The organism is Skermanella sp. (assembly GCF_059503625.1).
Window position 1 is genome coordinate 1 of record NZ_JCACHA010000637.1, and the last position, 14,596, is coordinate 14,596.

At 65.8% G+C, this 14,596-nt stretch carries 14 protein-coding genes; 9 read left to right on the plus strand and 5 right to left on the minus strand.

Going from position 1 to position 14,596, the window contains the following annotated elements:
* The first annotated feature begins 129 nt into the window (after positions 1-129).
* From AC5JJ6_RS19035 to AC5JJ6_RS19050, 4 genes are all read left to right on the plus strand, one after another.
* On the plus strand, positions 130-2,112 hold the full coding sequence (locus tag AC5JJ6_RS19035; RefSeq protein WP_496043562.1) for a TolC family protein: 1,983 nt from the start codon (positions 130-132) through the stop codon (positions 2,110-2,112).
* The gene (locus AC5JJ6_RS19040; RefSeq protein WP_496043563.1) at positions 2,109-3,143 is read left to right on the plus strand and encodes an ATP-grasp domain-containing protein; all 1,035 of its coding nucleotides are present in this window, start codon (positions 2,109-2,111) and stop codon (positions 3,141-3,143) included. Before AC5JJ6_RS19035 ends, AC5JJ6_RS19040 begins: the two co-directional genes overlap by 4 nt.
* Positions 3,144-3,343: 200 nt before the next feature.
* On the plus strand, positions 3,344-4,681 hold the full coding sequence (locus AC5JJ6_RS19045; protein WP_496043564.1) for an FHA domain-containing protein: 1,338 nt from the start codon (positions 3,344-3,346) through the stop codon (positions 4,679-4,681).
* Between the two features lie 18 nt (positions 4,682-4,699).
* A complete protein-coding gene (locus AC5JJ6_RS19050) occupies positions 4,700-5,581 on the plus strand; it encodes an adenylate/guanylate cyclase domain-containing protein (protein WP_496043565.1) in 882 nt (293 codons plus the stop codon).
* A 36-nt stretch (positions 5,582-5,617) separates the two neighbouring features.
* Here AC5JJ6_RS19050 and AC5JJ6_RS19055 read toward each other — a convergent pair whose 3' ends face one another.
* A complete protein-coding gene (locus AC5JJ6_RS19055) occupies positions 5,618-6,394 on the minus strand; it encodes a PP2C family protein-serine/threonine phosphatase (RefSeq protein WP_496043566.1) in 777 nt (258 codons plus the stop codon).
* Positions 6,395-6,707: 313 nt separating this feature from the next.
* Between AC5JJ6_RS19055 and AC5JJ6_RS19060 the strand changes: the two genes are divergently transcribed.
* Both AC5JJ6_RS19060 and AC5JJ6_RS19065 read left to right on the plus strand, forming a co-directional pair.
* Positions 6,708-6,956, plus strand: a complete 249-nt coding sequence (locus AC5JJ6_RS19060; protein ID WP_496043567.1) for a hypothetical protein — start codon at positions 6,708-6,710, stop codon at positions 6,954-6,956.
* A gap of 93 nt (positions 6,957-7,049) precedes the next feature.
* Complete coding sequence (locus AC5JJ6_RS19065) at positions 7,050-8,009, plus strand: ATP-grasp domain-containing protein (RefSeq protein WP_496043568.1); 960 nt, start codon at positions 7,050-7,052, stop codon at positions 8,007-8,009.
* A 120-nt stretch (positions 8,010-8,129) separates the two neighbouring features.
* Here AC5JJ6_RS19065 and AC5JJ6_RS19070 read toward each other — a convergent pair whose 3' ends face one another.
* A complete protein-coding gene (locus tag AC5JJ6_RS19070; RefSeq protein ID WP_496043569.1) occupies positions 8,130-9,623 on the minus strand; it encodes a beta-barrel domain-containing protein in 1,494 nt (497 codons plus the stop codon).
* Positions 9,620-10,369, minus strand: a complete 750-nt coding sequence (locus tag AC5JJ6_RS19075; protein WP_496043570.1) for a peptidylprolyl isomerase — start codon at positions 10,367-10,369, stop codon at positions 9,620-9,622. Before AC5JJ6_RS19075 ends, AC5JJ6_RS19070 begins: the two co-directional genes overlap by 4 nt.
* 269 nt (positions 10,370-10,638) lie before the next feature.
* Here AC5JJ6_RS19075 and AC5JJ6_RS19080 point away from each other — a divergent pair, with 269 nt between their 5' ends.
* Positions 10,639-12,198, plus strand: a complete 1,560-nt coding sequence (locus AC5JJ6_RS19080; protein WP_496043571.1) for a S10 family peptidase — start codon at positions 10,639-10,641, stop codon at positions 12,196-12,198.
* Between the two features lie 7 nt (positions 12,199-12,205).
* Complete coding sequence (locus tag AC5JJ6_RS19085) at positions 12,206-12,820, plus strand: hypothetical protein (RefSeq protein ID WP_496043572.1); 615 nt, start codon at positions 12,206-12,208, stop codon at positions 12,818-12,820.
* Here AC5JJ6_RS19085 and AC5JJ6_RS19090 read toward each other — a convergent pair.
* The gene (locus AC5JJ6_RS19090) at positions 12,786-13,286 is read right to left on the minus strand and encodes a GAF domain-containing protein (protein WP_496043573.1); all 501 of its coding nucleotides are present in this window, start codon (positions 13,284-13,286) and stop codon (positions 12,786-12,788) included. The genes AC5JJ6_RS19085 and AC5JJ6_RS19090 overlap by 35 nt on opposite strands.
* Positions 13,287-13,371: 85 nt before the next feature.
* Between AC5JJ6_RS19090 and AC5JJ6_RS19095 the strand changes: the two genes are divergently transcribed.
* A complete protein-coding gene (locus AC5JJ6_RS19095) occupies positions 13,372-14,154 on the plus strand; it encodes a 3'-5' exonuclease (RefSeq protein WP_496043574.1) in 783 nt (260 codons plus the stop codon).
* A 26-nt stretch (positions 14,155-14,180) separates the two neighbouring features.
* Here AC5JJ6_RS19095 and AC5JJ6_RS19100 read toward each other — a convergent pair.
* On the minus strand, positions 14,181-14,596 hold a 416-nt coding region (locus tag AC5JJ6_RS19100; protein WP_496043575.1), incomplete at its 5' end, for a M20/M25/M40 family metallo-hydrolase.

The window sequence follows — 14,596 nt, forward strand, 5'->3', positions numbered from 1 at the left end:
CCGCCTGCTGGCCGCCGTCGGCGCCCTGGCCGACCGTTATGGCGAACGGGTGGCGCAGACTGCCGACGACCGCCAGCGCATCGCGCACCTGCGGCAGACCGGCGGCATGGTCACCTTCGGGGGTCCGCTGTGACGCTGTCCCGCCTGATCCCGAGGCTGCCGGCCGCGCTTGCCTGCGGCCTTGCCGCCGGCAGTCCGTCGTGGGCGGCCTCGGCCGGCGAGCAGGCGCGGTTCCCGCTGGAAGACTTGAAGCGGAACAGCGCCGCCGTCACCGAGGTCGTCCGGCGGCAGATCGTCGAGCAGCCGACCGAGCGGGACGGCAGCCGGTCCGCCCTGATCGGGGAACTGCTGAAACGGCGTCCCGATATCGGCGGCGTCCGGGTGCTGGAGCCGGTCGACCGGCGCTCGGCCATCGCCGGCGGCCTGGGGAACAACCTGACCGTCGCCATCGGTCTGACCTCGCCCGAGCGCACCGCGGCGCTGGCGCGGGAGGCAAGCGCCGTCTTCCTTCCCGTGCTGGACCTGACCATCGGCTACGGGCGCATCGACGCCGAGCACAGGATGCGGATCGGCAAGGCGATCACCAAGGCCGTCAATGCCGACGGCTTCAACATGAACTCGCCGTTCAAGAACCTGCCGCCCGCGGAGAACGCCGGGCAGGCTGTCATCACCGACATGAAGCTGCGGCCGGTCAAGGGCGGCAAGCTGATCGAGCTGCCGATCGAGGCGACCAGCGGGCGCGAGTTCGGTGCGCCCAAGGACAGCCTGAACTATTCGCTCAACATCACCCAGGAGCTGCCCTGGGGCGGAACCTTCACGATCACCGACAGGACCGTGCAGCGGGAGGTCTATTACCGGGGCGGATACTACTGGGAGGATGGGCAATGGAGCACCGGGCTGTCCGGCAGCCTGAACATGCCCCTGCCCTTCGCCAAGGGCTTCGGCGCCGGCAACGACAAGCTGGCGGCGTCGCGCAGTGCGGCCGCCGTCGCGGAGCGGGCCGACTGGGACCTTCAGGCGCTGCTCAACAAGGTGCTGCTCGACATCGACACCGCCTATTTCGACGTCGTCCGCCGGATGGAGGCGCTGGAGACGACGGTCGGCAACCGCGACATGATCCGGAAGCAGAAGGAGCGGATGGACCGGCTTTTCGACCTGCGCCAGGTCACCCGGTTGCAGAAGGCGCAGATCGATGCCGAGGCGGCCAAGGCGGAGGTTCGGGTCGAGCAGGCGCTGAGCGAATACGTGGCGTCGTCGCAAGCCCTGTCGCTGCTGATCGGCGACAGCTCCGTCGTGGGCGGTGCCGCGATATACCTGCCGGTGGACTACGACGACGACCTTGCGCGGGCCATGCCGGTGAACTTCGAGGAAGCCCTGGCGACCGCCCATGCCGTCCGCCCCGACTTCAAGATCAACGACATCAACAGGCTGCTGCGTGAAATCGCCGAGGCGCAGGCGCGCACGAATGCCCGGCCCGACATCAGGCTTTCCGCCAGCGCCACCTCTTCCCAGGCCGGAACGACCTATGGCTACGCCGACCCGCTGAACAGCCACACGAAGATCGCGACGCCCGACAAGCTCGACCAGAGCTATGGCATGGCCTTCACGAGGCCGTGGGGGAACCGGGCCGCCTATGCCGATGCGGAAAGGGCGGAACTTGGCCTCAAGGATCAGGAATACGCCGGCGAGGCGCTCGGCAACCGGGTGCGCCGCGAAATCACGGAAAAGCTGGCGGCGGTCCAAGCGGCGCGGTCGCGCCTGAAGAACGCCACGGCCGAAGCCGACAACATGGCCGCCGCGGTCGCCAGCCTGGAGCGCCAGCAGGCGCTGACCGGGACCGTGTCGGAGGACGAACTGATCGTCGCGACGCGCCAGTTGCTGAATGCCCGGCTGAGCCTTACCGGAGCCCGCGTCGATGCCAAGCAGGCGGAGAGCGGGCTGCTCTATGCGCAGGGCACGATAGCCGGGGCACTGGCCTCGCAGACCGCCAGCAGCCAACTGGACCGCAACCGCATCGGCATGCTGTCCGACGCCGGCTTCCTGAAGTTCTTCACGCAGCCTTCCTCCACGCAGCCTTCCGGTTCCGGAAATCAGCCACAGGAAAAACCATGAGAATCGGAATAATCGCCCCGGCCGGCTCGCCGCTCGCCAAGCAGCTCCAGGAGAAGCTGACCCTGCTGACCGGCTCTCCCGCCGATCTGTTCGACGCGGACCTGCCGGAAGGCACGCGGGTCAGCCTGGGCGAAGGCGGCGCCAGCTGGGACGGCATTTCACTGGACGGCTTCGACGCGCTATTCGTCCACGGCTTCCGCTACGAGGACCCGGTGCTGCCGGTAGCCGACCCGGCGGCCGACTGGTCGCTGTGGCAGGCGGGACATGTCCGGCAGCAGCAGCGCTACAGCCTGTTCTACAGCCTGCTGGCGCGCCTGGAAGCAGGACATCGGCGCCTTTACAACGGTCCTTCCGTCCATCTCGAAGGTTTCTCGCGGCTTCACCAGCTGGAGCGGCTGGGTCTGACCGGCGCGCGGGTGGCCGCCGCCATCGTCACCAACGATCCGGCGGAGGCCGAACGGTTCTGTTCGGCCCATGCAGCGGCGGGGGCGTCCGTCGTGTGGCGGACCGCGACGGGCCGCTGCGCGTGGCATATCTTCCGCGACCGCCAGCGCCGGCACCTGATCGCCGCCGACAAGCCGCCGGTGATGCTGGCTCCCGTCGTCCCCGGATTGCTGCGCCGTGCCTTCGTGATCGACGGGCAGGTCGTTCTGACGGTGCAATGGGCGGCGCCCTCGCTGGAGTCGCTGGAGCGGTTCGAGCAGTTCCATGTGGTCGATGCGGCATGGGATGAAAACGGGATCGAGGGCGGCTCGCTGTCGGCGCTTGGAATCCGATGGGGCAGCGCGCTCTACGTCGCGGGACCAGAAGGACCCGTCGTCTACGACGTGGATGTCGATCCGCTGATCGCCGATCTGCCGGCTCCCTTGCGCGACCACTTGGCATCGTGCCTCGCGGCAGGTCTGGCCGGCGGGCCGCCGCCCGCCTATGCGGGTCCGGCCGTGGTCGACCGGGACAGCCTGTTCCTGCGCCGGATGCTGCGGATCCAGTTCGAGATGGAGCAGACCAAGCTTGCGGAACCGGCGGCATGATGCGGAACGGGCCGGTATCCCGCGCGGGCCGCACCGGGAACAGGTTCACCCATTCCGGTTAATTTACGTTAAGAAATGTCGTTGCGGTTGCTTAAAAAGCTATACTTCTTCATATTGCCGGGAGGGTGGAATGGAGTAATTCAAAAGGCTAGACCCTTCCGCCGCTCTCTGTTCCCGTGGCCAGGATCTCCCGCCGAGCGATGACCAAATCGAACGAAGATCGAACCGTGATGATGCGCGACGCCGGCCGGAAGGATTCGGGCGGTGCGAGCGCGGCAGTCACCAGGCAGGCCGCCAACCCCGACGGCCGCCTGATCTGCCTGGATCCGTCCCAGGTCGATGGCGGCAAGAGCGAGATCGTCGTGCCCCTGAAGGGGGGCAAGGACGTGACGGTCGGCCGCGGCGATACCAGCACCTTCATCGTGGCGTCGCGCAAGCTGTCGCGACAGCACGCGCGGCTGTTCTCCGGCGAAGGTTCCTGGGGAATCGAGGACCTGAACAGCACGAACGGGGTCTATGTCAACGGCCACAAGGTCACGACGATCTGGCTGAAGCACAAGGACGAGGTCCGGCTCGGATCGCTGGCGTTCAGCTTCGAACTCGACCGTCCTCCCGCCGGGATCCAGCAGGGCGGCAGCCGGCCCGCCCCGGTCGGCCGCGACGACGACATGTCGGAGCGGACCATGATGGTCGGAAGCCTGGGCGCCGGCAAGGCGGTGCTGGAAGCGGTCCGCAAGATCGACACCCCCGTCCGGCTGAAGGTCGAGGAAGAGGAGGAGGACGGCGCCGAGTATGATTCTTCCGGTCTGCGCCGCAAGCTGATCCTTGGGGCGGCCGTCGTGGTGATCCTGGCTGGCCTTGGCGGCGGCGCCGCCATCTGGTACCCGATCCACAAGAAGCAGCAGATCACGGCGCAGACGATCGAGCGGTCGGCGCATATCCGGAAGCGCGTGATCGACCGGGCGGCCCAGGTCGCGGCCGGCAGCCAGACCGTGAACTTCGACCAGGATCTCAACGAACTGGCGGAGGCCATGGCCGAGAGCGGACGCCTGCTGGCGTCGGAGCCGAATGCCGTGCTGGCGGACAGCACGGCCCGCATGAAGTTCCTCTCGTTCGAGCGGGAGTTCCCGCCGCTGCTTGCAAAGGGCGACATCAAGGGAATGCGCACGCTTGTCGAGCGGTTGGCGGCCGATGTCGAGGCCCTCGCGGCCGGCGTTCCCGCCAATGCGGAACATGGTCAGGCCGACGGTCTGCTGGCCGTCCGCGAACTGACCAAGCTGACCCGTATCCTGATCGATTTCCGCGCTTTGTCGCTTGAGTTTCCCCAGGTATCCAAGCTGGCGCCGGCTCAGCCGAAGCGCGACCGTATCCAGGCGCTCGATGCGGCGAAGCTGGATTTCACCCGTATCCGCCGGGAGACAAACCGCTACCTTTCCGTCGACTACGTCGTCTTCAATACGGCGGTCAAGGCGGTCGAGGAGCGGGACCTGGCGCTGCTGAACCAGTGGAAAGAGTTGCTGGGTTCCAATCCTGGATGAGGGCTGAGACGCACGGTCATGGAGATCCGGACCGAAGAGACGATGGCGGTGATGTTCGCGGATGTCTGCGACAGCACGCGTCTCTATGAGGTTCTGGGCGATGCGGCGGCGCTCGCCCTGACCGGCGAGTGCATACGCCAGATCATCGGGATCGCCGGGCGTTACGGCGGAAAGCTCGTCAAGACCATGGGCGACGGGGCGCTGTTCACCTTCGTCTCGTCCGACGACGCCTATTGTACCGCCGTCCACGTCCAGGAGACCCTTCGAGGGGCCGACCTGAAGGTGCGGATCGGCTTCCATGCCGGTCCGGTGATCGTGGCCGACGACGACGTCTTCGGCGCCACGGTCAACATAGCGTCCCGGCTGGCAGGCCTGGCGTGCCCCGGCGAAGTCGTGATGAGCCGGGCCTGCGTCAATGCCCTTCATCCCGCGTACAGGTCCAATACCCAGCGGCTGAACTCCGCCGTCGTCAAGGGCAGCGCCGATGCGGTGGAGATCTACCGGACCTTGGGAGATCCCGAGAACATCACGGTCGCGGTCGGGCAGTTCCAGCACACGCTGGAGAAGCGGTTGGGCTTTCTGACCCTGACGTACCAGGGAAAGCAGTCGAGGCTGGACGGATCGTCAGGGTCCATGCTGCTGGGACGCGATTTCGGGTGCGGCCTGATCGTCAACAGCGACTGGGCGTCGCGGCGGCATGCCACGCTGGAAATCCAGAACAGCCGCTTCACCCTGACGGACCATAGCACCAACGGGACCTTCTGCCTCGACGATAATCAGCGCCTTCAGGTTCTGAAGCGGCAGGCGACGTTTCTGCTGACATCCGGCGTGATATCGCTCGGCATCGACCCGAGCCAGAACCAGGACAACCTGATCCGCTACCAGTTCGCCACGGGTTGAACTGCGATGCGGAAGCGGCCGGCGCCCGCTTCCGTCCTAGAGGAAGCGGGCCAGCACCACGGTCACGTTGTCCTTGCCGCCATGATCGTTGGCTTCCTGGATGAGATGGCGCCAGGCGGCGTCGAGGCTGGTTTCACCGATCTCGGCCAGGATGTCGATGATGGTGTCGTCGGGCACCATGCCGTTCAAGCCGTCGGAGCAAAGCAGATAGATGTCGCCCGCCTGGATCGGCTGCACGGAAAAGTCGGCTTCCACATCGTCCACGATGCCGAGCGCCCGCATGATGATGTTGCGGTTGGGAGGGTCGCCGGACCTTCCGGAATCGACCCATGCCTGATAGAGGCTGTGGTCGCGCGTGATCTGATCGAGCCTGCCCTTGCGGAACCGGTAGAGCCTGCTGTCGCCGACATGGAAGACGACCGCTTGCGACAGCCCGTGGGGGAGCCACAAGCCGACGAGCGTGGTGCCCATGCCGCGCCCTTCGGGATTCCCGAGTTCCCGGTTCAGACCGACGATCCGCTGGTTCGCCCGGTAAACGGCAGTGCGGACGATATCGACCGAAACGTCGAGCGGGCCGAGTTCCGGCGAGCCCTGCCCGTCCTCGGGCGGTTCATATTCCAGTATATAGTCGTTGACGGCCTCGATCGCCGTGCGGCTGGCGATGTCGCCTCCGATGTGGCCGCCCATGCCGTCGGCGACGAGGATGAGCCGGAGATCACTGTCGATCTGGAACGAGTCTTCGTTCTGCGAGCGGACACGTCCGACATCGGTGCCGCCGGCGAACTCAACTGAACGTGGGGAACTGCCTGCCATTCAAGATTACATCCGGATCGGGACCGGCTGGAATGCCGGACCATAGCCAATACTACCGCGCGTTAATGTCACCCTAATACCGGTCACTCAAGGTAAATATCACGATGCCGCTATTCCCGAATTCGGAATAGTGTTCCTATGGCCGACCACTGTGCCGGTCTCGCCATGGATGCCGAATGCGTGGACGGCGAGAGTGATAAATGATACATCTGACGGCAGCATACCCGCTATGGCTTATTCGCGCGGGCAGCAAATTGCCACGGACCGCGCATACCGGCGGACGATGCCGGCAGGGCTGTCAGGGGAAGGTTTCATGAACAACGATCTGAACGTCCAGCAGAGCGGCAAGGCGGGCGGAGATGGCTTCGGGTGGTCGGCATCGGGGTCGGCCGGAACCGGAGGCGCCGGCACGGCGGAGGCTTCGTCCTTCGGCGGCCTTCTCGGCGATGCTCAGGGACAGGCGGCAGGCGGCAACGGTTTTTCGGCGTCCTCGTCCGGCGGCGCCTTTGGCGGCGACGTCGGCGACAACACGGCCATCGGCTCGATCAACATCAGCTTCTAAGCCGGCGATCCGGGGATCGGGCTCGGTTTTCGAGTCCAGGCCCCAGGATCAGGTTCTCCGGCTTCATCGGCTTATTCCAGGCTTGAGGCATTCATGACGGTGAGAGTTGCACTTTTCGCAAACCATGACAGCGCGCAGATCGCCGAAATCGCCGCCCAAGTCGCCGAACTCGGCGCCGAACCGGTGCCGCTCGACATCCAGATCGGCCGCGCCGGCAAGCCGACGCTGACGATCGGCCAGTCGCGGGCGCCGCGCTGGGGCGATGTCGACTTCACCGATATCGCCGCTATCCACATCCGCTGCACGGCGCCCCGCACCCTGCCCGTCCTGCCGCCGGTGATGAACGAGGCGACCTATACAGACTACCGGCACGGCTACATCGACGAACAGGCGCTGAACGCGTCGACCTACGGCTTCTTCGAGCACCTCCACCTGACCGGCAGGCTGGTGATCAACCGCCTGACTTCGGCCTATGTCGATCATAACAGCAAGGCGCAATTCTACGAGAAGCTGCGCGCCGCAGGGTTCAACGTGCCAAGATCGTTGAGCACGAGCGATCCGGAAGAGGCTGCGCGTTTCCTCCGCGAAGTCGGCGATGCGGTCGTCAAGCCGGCGATCGGAGTGGGTTCCACCCGAGGCGTCACCGCCGAGGACCTAGGCCGGCTGGACGAGCTGCTGCTGTGCCCGGCGCTGTTCCAGCATCGGGTTCCCGGATCGACCATCCGCATCCATATCGTCGGCGACCGGGTCGTGCTGCCGCTGCGCATCCTGGCCGACGGTATCGATTCGCGGACCGCCACGCGCGGGTTCGAACCGGTGACGCTGGATCCGGCCGAGGAAGCCGCCATCGTACGGGCCAACCGGTCGCTGGGTCTTCACTATGCCGCCTGGGACGCCATCCTGGGCGACGATGGCCGGCTGACCTATCTGGACTGCAACCCGGGTCCCTTCGTGATGTGGCTGCCGCCGGAAGACCGCCGGACGGTATTCGGCGCACTGGCTCGCTATCTGGTGACCTTCGCGCGGACCGGGTCGCTGGAGGAGGCTGCCTGAGGCGGGGGATTCGCGTGTTGGCTGGTCGGGAATGTCAGATGTCGGGCTGAAGAGGCCCAACCTACGTCAGCGTGCTTGTGTATCCGGTGATAAGAAACGGAGGCTTGAGGCGGTCGTCGATCAGTCCACTATGGGTTCGAAGAAACGTGACGACGGGGCGAAGAGGATTTCAAGGAAACGCTTTTCGCCCGTCTTGATCTGGGCATAGCCTTCGATGCCGATCTCCAGCGCCCGCGTCAAGCCGCTCGGCCCCGTCACCGTTTCCTTCTCCAGCGCCACGTTGACGAGGTAGAGGGAAGGTTTGCCGGGCTCCGCGGCGGCGGGCTTCGCCGAGATTTCGGTGATGCTGCCGGTCTGGACGCCGTAATCCTGCGTCGGGTAGGCGAAGTATTTGATCTGGACCTTCTGGCCGCGCCGGATCTTGCCGATGTCCCGGTTGGGGATCAAGACATGGGCTTCCAGGGGCGCCGTATTGCGGACCATCGTGAACAGCGGCGCTCCCGGATTGATGATCGTGCCGCGCTGGATATGGACGTTGGTCACGACACCGTCGACGATACTGGTGTAGAGCGCCTTGTCGTCATCGTAACGGACGCCGGGAACGAGTGTGCGCGATTCCAGGAGACGCCGGTTCAACTCGGCGATCCTGTCCCGGTTCAGCGCCTGATCGCGCAGGCGGGCTTGCTTCAGGTTTTCGATCTCGTTCTCCTGGCGGGCCTGCGAGAAGGTCTCGGCGATCTGGGCGCGGTCTCCCTTGGCGCTTTCCAGCGCCAGCCGGACGTTCTGTATCTCCGCGTCGGCGTTGTTCAGCGCCCGCTGAAGGTCGCTGACGCGGGTCTGTGCCCGCTGAAGCTCGACCTGCGGGATGTCGCGCATGGCGAAGAGCTGTTGCTTGACGCCGAGGTCGCGACGGGCGCTGCCGAGATCCTCGTCGATGCCCGTCCGGTTGCGCTGGGTGATCTGGAGCTGGATCTCGATCTGGCGGATACGGTTGTCGATCGCCGCCTGCTCGGTAGCCCTGCGCTGCGTCAGGTTGAGCCGGTCCAGCTCCATCTGGCTCAGCCGGAACTCCGCCGTCTTGGCCGCTTCACGCTCCTGGTGCTGCAAACCGCCGATCTGGCGTTGCAGCGCCTCCTGCTCCGGCGTGGTCGCGGCGCGGATCTTTTCCTGGATGGTGGCGAGTTCGTCGCCGACGGAAACGGGCGAGTTCTCGCCGACCTCGACGCTTTCGATCAGGCCGCCGCCGATCGCCTGGATCACCATGGCCTGACGCTGGAGCTTGAGTGGGGCCTCTACCACCGTGTCCTTGGTCGCGTAGCCGGAATAGATGAGCATCCCGATCAGCGTGAAGAACAGGAAATATACGGCCCCCCGGAAGAAGGCGTTGGGCGAGCTGTAGAGCAGCGTCGCAGCCTTCAGGGGGTGGCGGGTATCGTGGGCGGCGTTCCTGCCCGGCGGCTTTTTCGGGGCTTTCCTGGCGGGCTTGGCGGCTGGTTTGGCAACCGGCTTCGCTACCGGTTTGATGACCGGCTTCGCCACCGGCTTGATGACCGGCTTCGCCGGGGCCTTGGCCTTCGGCTTCTCGGCGGACGGCTTTTTCCCGAACAACCTCATGCCGGCGCGATGCAGACCTGATGGCGAAGCCATTCCTCGAACAGCACGTCCTTGATCTGCTTCACCAGCGCATCGTTCAGCTTGGTGACGGTGCGGGAATAGATCTTATAGATCGTCCATACGCCGTTCTCGGCGAAGGGGCCGATGACGCCGTCGTCGCGGCACGCGAAGGCCCGTTCATCCACCTCGCCCGGGAGCATGCCGCGCTTGAGATTGCCGATATAGCCGCCGCTGAAGCGGGTGTTTTCGTCCACGGAATACTGCCGGGCCAGTTCCACGAAATCGGTCACGCTGTCGGTAGCGGCCGACAGCGCCTTCTCCGCGTCGGCCTTGGTGCGGCACGCGATGCGGGCGACCGAGATCGAGGTGAAGCGCGAGCTGTGCTGCCGGTAGTAGTTCTGCACCAGGTCTTTCGTCACGACGGCGTCGCGTAGCCGCTCCCGCCGCATTTCGGCGGAGATCGTCGCCAGCCACTGGTCTTTCGTCAGACCGAAATGTTTCAGGTAGGATGTAAACGCGGCGTCGTCCCAGAGGCCCAGCGTGGTGCGACGGGCCTGGACCCGTTCATCTATTTCCGCCTGCGGCAGGGTGACGTTGTGTTCCCGCAGTTTGTACTCGATGACCCTCTGTTCGATGATCTCATAGATGGCGGTGCGGAAGGTCCCCTTGGCCTTGAGGTGCAGGATGACGTCGGCAACCGAGATGGCGTCGCCTTTGACAGTGGTTACCGCGGTACCAAGCTCCATGATCCACCAGTGTCTTGTTTTTTCTTGAAGTGTCCCGTGCCGGCGCGTCGTTCGACGCAGCGGTCCCAGGGCAGAGGCAATCAGAAAGAGTTTAAATCAAATTCGTTACTTCATTATGACCGGCCCCCCGCCCGGTCCGGCGGCCAATGGTGTTATTACCACCTATGTCACCGTCGCCATGGGCGGTTCGGGATCCAAATGGTGAACCAAGCCGGCAAACCAGCGGGCGGAACGGTTGATTATCCTGATAGTCCAATAATCGCGGGTTCATGATGCAGCAGACCAGATCTCCCTTCCGCCGCCGGTTGCCGTATGCCGCCCTGATGGCGGTGTGGCTGACCGGGATGGGAACCTATCCCGGCTGGGCACAGGAGGCGGCTTCCGCTCCGGCGGCTGCTTCGGCGGCTGCTTCGGCGTCAGGGGCGGAAGCCGCGAGGCCGAGTACCAAGCGGCAGACGCTGACGCTTTCGCAAGGCGATCTGGCATATTCCGCGACGGCGGAGATGATGCCCATCGTGGACGGCAAGGGTGAGACGACGGCCCGGCTGTTCGTCGCTTCCTATACCCTGGCGGACAAGGACCCCGCGACGAGGCCCGTCACGTTCCTGTTCAACGGCGGTCCGGGGGCGGCATCCGCCTTCCTGCACCTGGGGATCGCCGGCCCCCGCGTACTGGTGACGAACCCCGACGGGTCCCTGCCCCGCCCGCCGGCGGCGCTGATGGACAACCCGGAGACATGGCTGGCCTTCACCGATCTTGTGTTCGTCGATCCGGTCGGGACCGGGTATTCGCGCGCGGCGGGGAAGGACGACGACGCGGAAAAGCGCTTCCTCGGCGTGAAGGGCGACGTCTCCAGCCTGTCCGAGATCGTCAGGCTGTGGCTGACCCGGAACGGCCGCTGGGCTTCGCCCAAGTTCCTGGCGGGCGAGAGTTACGGCGGCTTCCGTGCGGTGATGATGGCGCGCGACCTTCAGCGGAACGCCGGGATCGCGCTCAACGGCATGGTGCTGATCTCGCCGGCTCTGGAATTCTCGCTGCTGCGCGGCGGCGATTACGACCTGCTGGGCTGGGCGATGGCCTTGCCCTCCATGGCGGCGTCGGCGCGGGACAACGGGTTGGGCGTCCCGACCGGCCAGGAAGACGCCGAGCGGTTCGCGCTGAACGACTATCTTGTCGGCCTTGCCAACCCGGCCGAACCGGACAGCGATGCCGCAAAGGACTTCAATGCCCGGATATCCAAGCTGACCGGCGTTCCGGTCGATGTGGTCGAGCGATTCGCCGGCAAGCTGCCGATCCAGGTCTTCGCCAAGGAACTGCTTCGGGAGCCCGGCCGGATCGTCAGCCTGTACGACGGCACGATCAAGTTCCCCGATCCCAGTCCGGAGCGGCAGTCGGTCGGGTCCGACCCGCTGCTGGACGCGCTGATCGCGCCCTATTCCGCCACCTTCAACGATTATGTCAGACGGGAACTCGGATTCGAGAGCGAAGTGCCGTTCCGGCTGTTGAACTGGCGGGTTTCCGGGGAGTGGGACTGGGATGTCGGGCGGCAGCAAGGCTTTGCCGGAGCGACCGAGTCCCTGCAAAGCGCGATGGCGGTCAATCCGGACATGCACGTCCTGATCGCGCATGGTGTCCACGATCTGGTGACACCCTATCTGGCGTCGCGCTGGCTGATCGATCAGCTGCGGTTGCCGCGCGAGGTCAAGGCGAACATGGCGGTGAAGACCTATCAAGGAGGTCACATGATGTATATGCGTCCAGAGGAGCGCCGGTCGATCAACGAGGATGTCCGCCGCCTGTTCGAGGCGGCGCTGGGCGGGCACCGGTGAGGCGCCGATGATCCAGCGCCCTGCCTGGATCGCGGCGGCGGCGGTCCTGGCGCTCGTGCTGCCGGCCACGGCGGCGGGGGCCGATCTGGCGACGCTGTCGGCGGCGCGCTGGGGGATGGATGCCGGCGAGCTGGACCGGGCGCTGGGCGACTCCGATACCCGTTTGCCGGGCCGCTGGGACTTCGGGCGCTATTACGCAGACTCCAGCGTCGAGAACGTCGAGGTCGCGGGTATTCCGTTCCGGGCGTTCCTCCAGATGGACCGGAAGACCGGCAAGCTGTCGCAGGTCCTGCTGGAGCGGCGCGGCCGGCAGGCGACTCCGATGGTGTTCGAGGACATCGCCAATGCGCTGATCGGGCAGTTCGGCGAGCCGGCCGAGAACACGAACGACGGCAACGCCGCCGTGCCCTCGTCGGTCCGGCTGGTCTGGAAGCTGCCGGACATGACGATCAATGCCAGCTTCTTCGACTTCAGGACGTCGGCCATATTCTCGGAGGACCCCAACGTCGAGCCGAACCCGCTGGTGCCGTACTCGGAACGCCGCCGCAACAATCCGCGCACCTTGCCGCGCCGGGCGCTGATCCGCTTCAACCCTCCCGGATGTGACGGAGCAGGATGCTGACCAGCTTTTCGCAGCCTTCGCGGTCCTGATCGTCGAAGCGGCCGGGGGTCGGGCTGTCGAGGTCGAGAACGCCGATCACGCGGCCGCCGGCGAGCAGCGGCGCCACTAGTTCGGACCGGGACGCAGCGTCGCAGGCGATGTGACCGGGAAAGGCGTGCACGTCGGGTACGACCTGGGTCTCGCGGGTTGCGGCGGCCGTTCCGCAGACGCCCTTGCCGACCGGGATGCGGATGCAGGCGGGCTTGCCCTGGAACGGGCCGAGGACCAGTTCGCCGTCTTTCATCAGGTAGAAGCCGGCCCAGTTGAGGTCGGGCAGGCCGTGGTAGATCACGGCCGCCACATTGGCCGTGTTGGCGATCAGGTCGGTTTCTCCCTCCAGGATGCCTTCGAGCTGGCTTGCCAGATCGGCGTAGAGTTCCGGCTTGGGAGTGGAGGGCGCCGGAGCGGTGAACTGTTCAGCGGCCATCAGGGGATATCCGTGCTTTGGGGACCTGGGTCCACTACATAGGGTGGATGCTTAAAGGATGGATGTTGGAAAATCGAGGAAACCGATGAGGACGCTCTACGTCGATACCGAGACGAGCGGCGTGGTGCAGGGGCCGGGCGGACTGGTCGAGATCGCCGTGGTGGACGAAACCGGATCGGTGCTGTTCGAGCAGTTGGTCAATCCGATGCACCCGATCAACCCGTTCTGCGTCCGCATTCACGGGATCACGGACGAGATGGTGGCGCAGGCGCCTACCTGGGACGAGATCAGGCCGGAACTGACCACGTTGCTGGAAGGATCGCATTTCGTCGCCCACAACGTGAAGTTCGACCGGGGGGTCGTGGGGGAAGCCGGTGACGGCATCCTGGAGACGACCTGCACCGTGGAGCTGTGCCGCCGCAAGCTGGGCTATCCGCTGAAGCTGGCGCTGGCGGCGGAACGTGCCCTGCATGTCGCATCCGGACCGTGGCACCGGGCGGCGGCCGATGCGCTGGCGTGCCGCAGCGTGCATGTCTGGCTGTCGGGCCTGCCCGACCTGGCGCCGGAGGAGCGGCGGGCGCTCCAGGCTGCCCGCAAGCGGGAGAAGCACGCGGCACGGGCCGCGCTGAAGGAGATCGACCCGAGGCTCGCGAAGGTGCGCGAACAGAAATGCCCGATGCCGCTGCGCCACGGGCAGCCGTGGACCGGCGAACTGGACGCGCGCCTGGAACAGATGTGGCGCGAGGGGCGCGAGGTGCTGGATATCTTGGAGTTGTTCCTGCGGACGCCGCGCTCGATCTTCGCCCGGCTGGAGCATCTGGGCCTGATCCCGCCGGAGCACAATCCGTATGGATCGCGCCCCGGCTGAGACCCGGTTGCCATGGGAGCGGTCGGTCAGCCCTCCGCCATCCGCGCCAGGATGGCGGCGTGGGAGCGGATGCCGTTCCGATAGCACTTCAGCTCGAACTTCTCGTTCGGCGAGTGGATCAGGTCGTCTTCCAGGCCGAAGCCCACCAGGATGGAATCGAAGCCCAGTATCCGCTGGATGTAGCCGACGACCGGGATCGATCCTCCCGATCCGACCAGGACCGGCGGCTTGCCGTAGATGTCGGCCAACCCGGCCATGGCGCGCTGGAGATGCGGGCTGTCCACCGGCACCTTGATGGCGGGCGAGTTGCCGAAGGTCTTGATGTCCCAGCGGGCATCCGGCGGCGTGCGGGCGTCCAGAAACTCCTTGATGCCGGCGAGGATCTTCTTCGGATCCTGACCGGCCACGAGCCGGCAGCTGAACTTGGCCGAGGCTTCCGCCG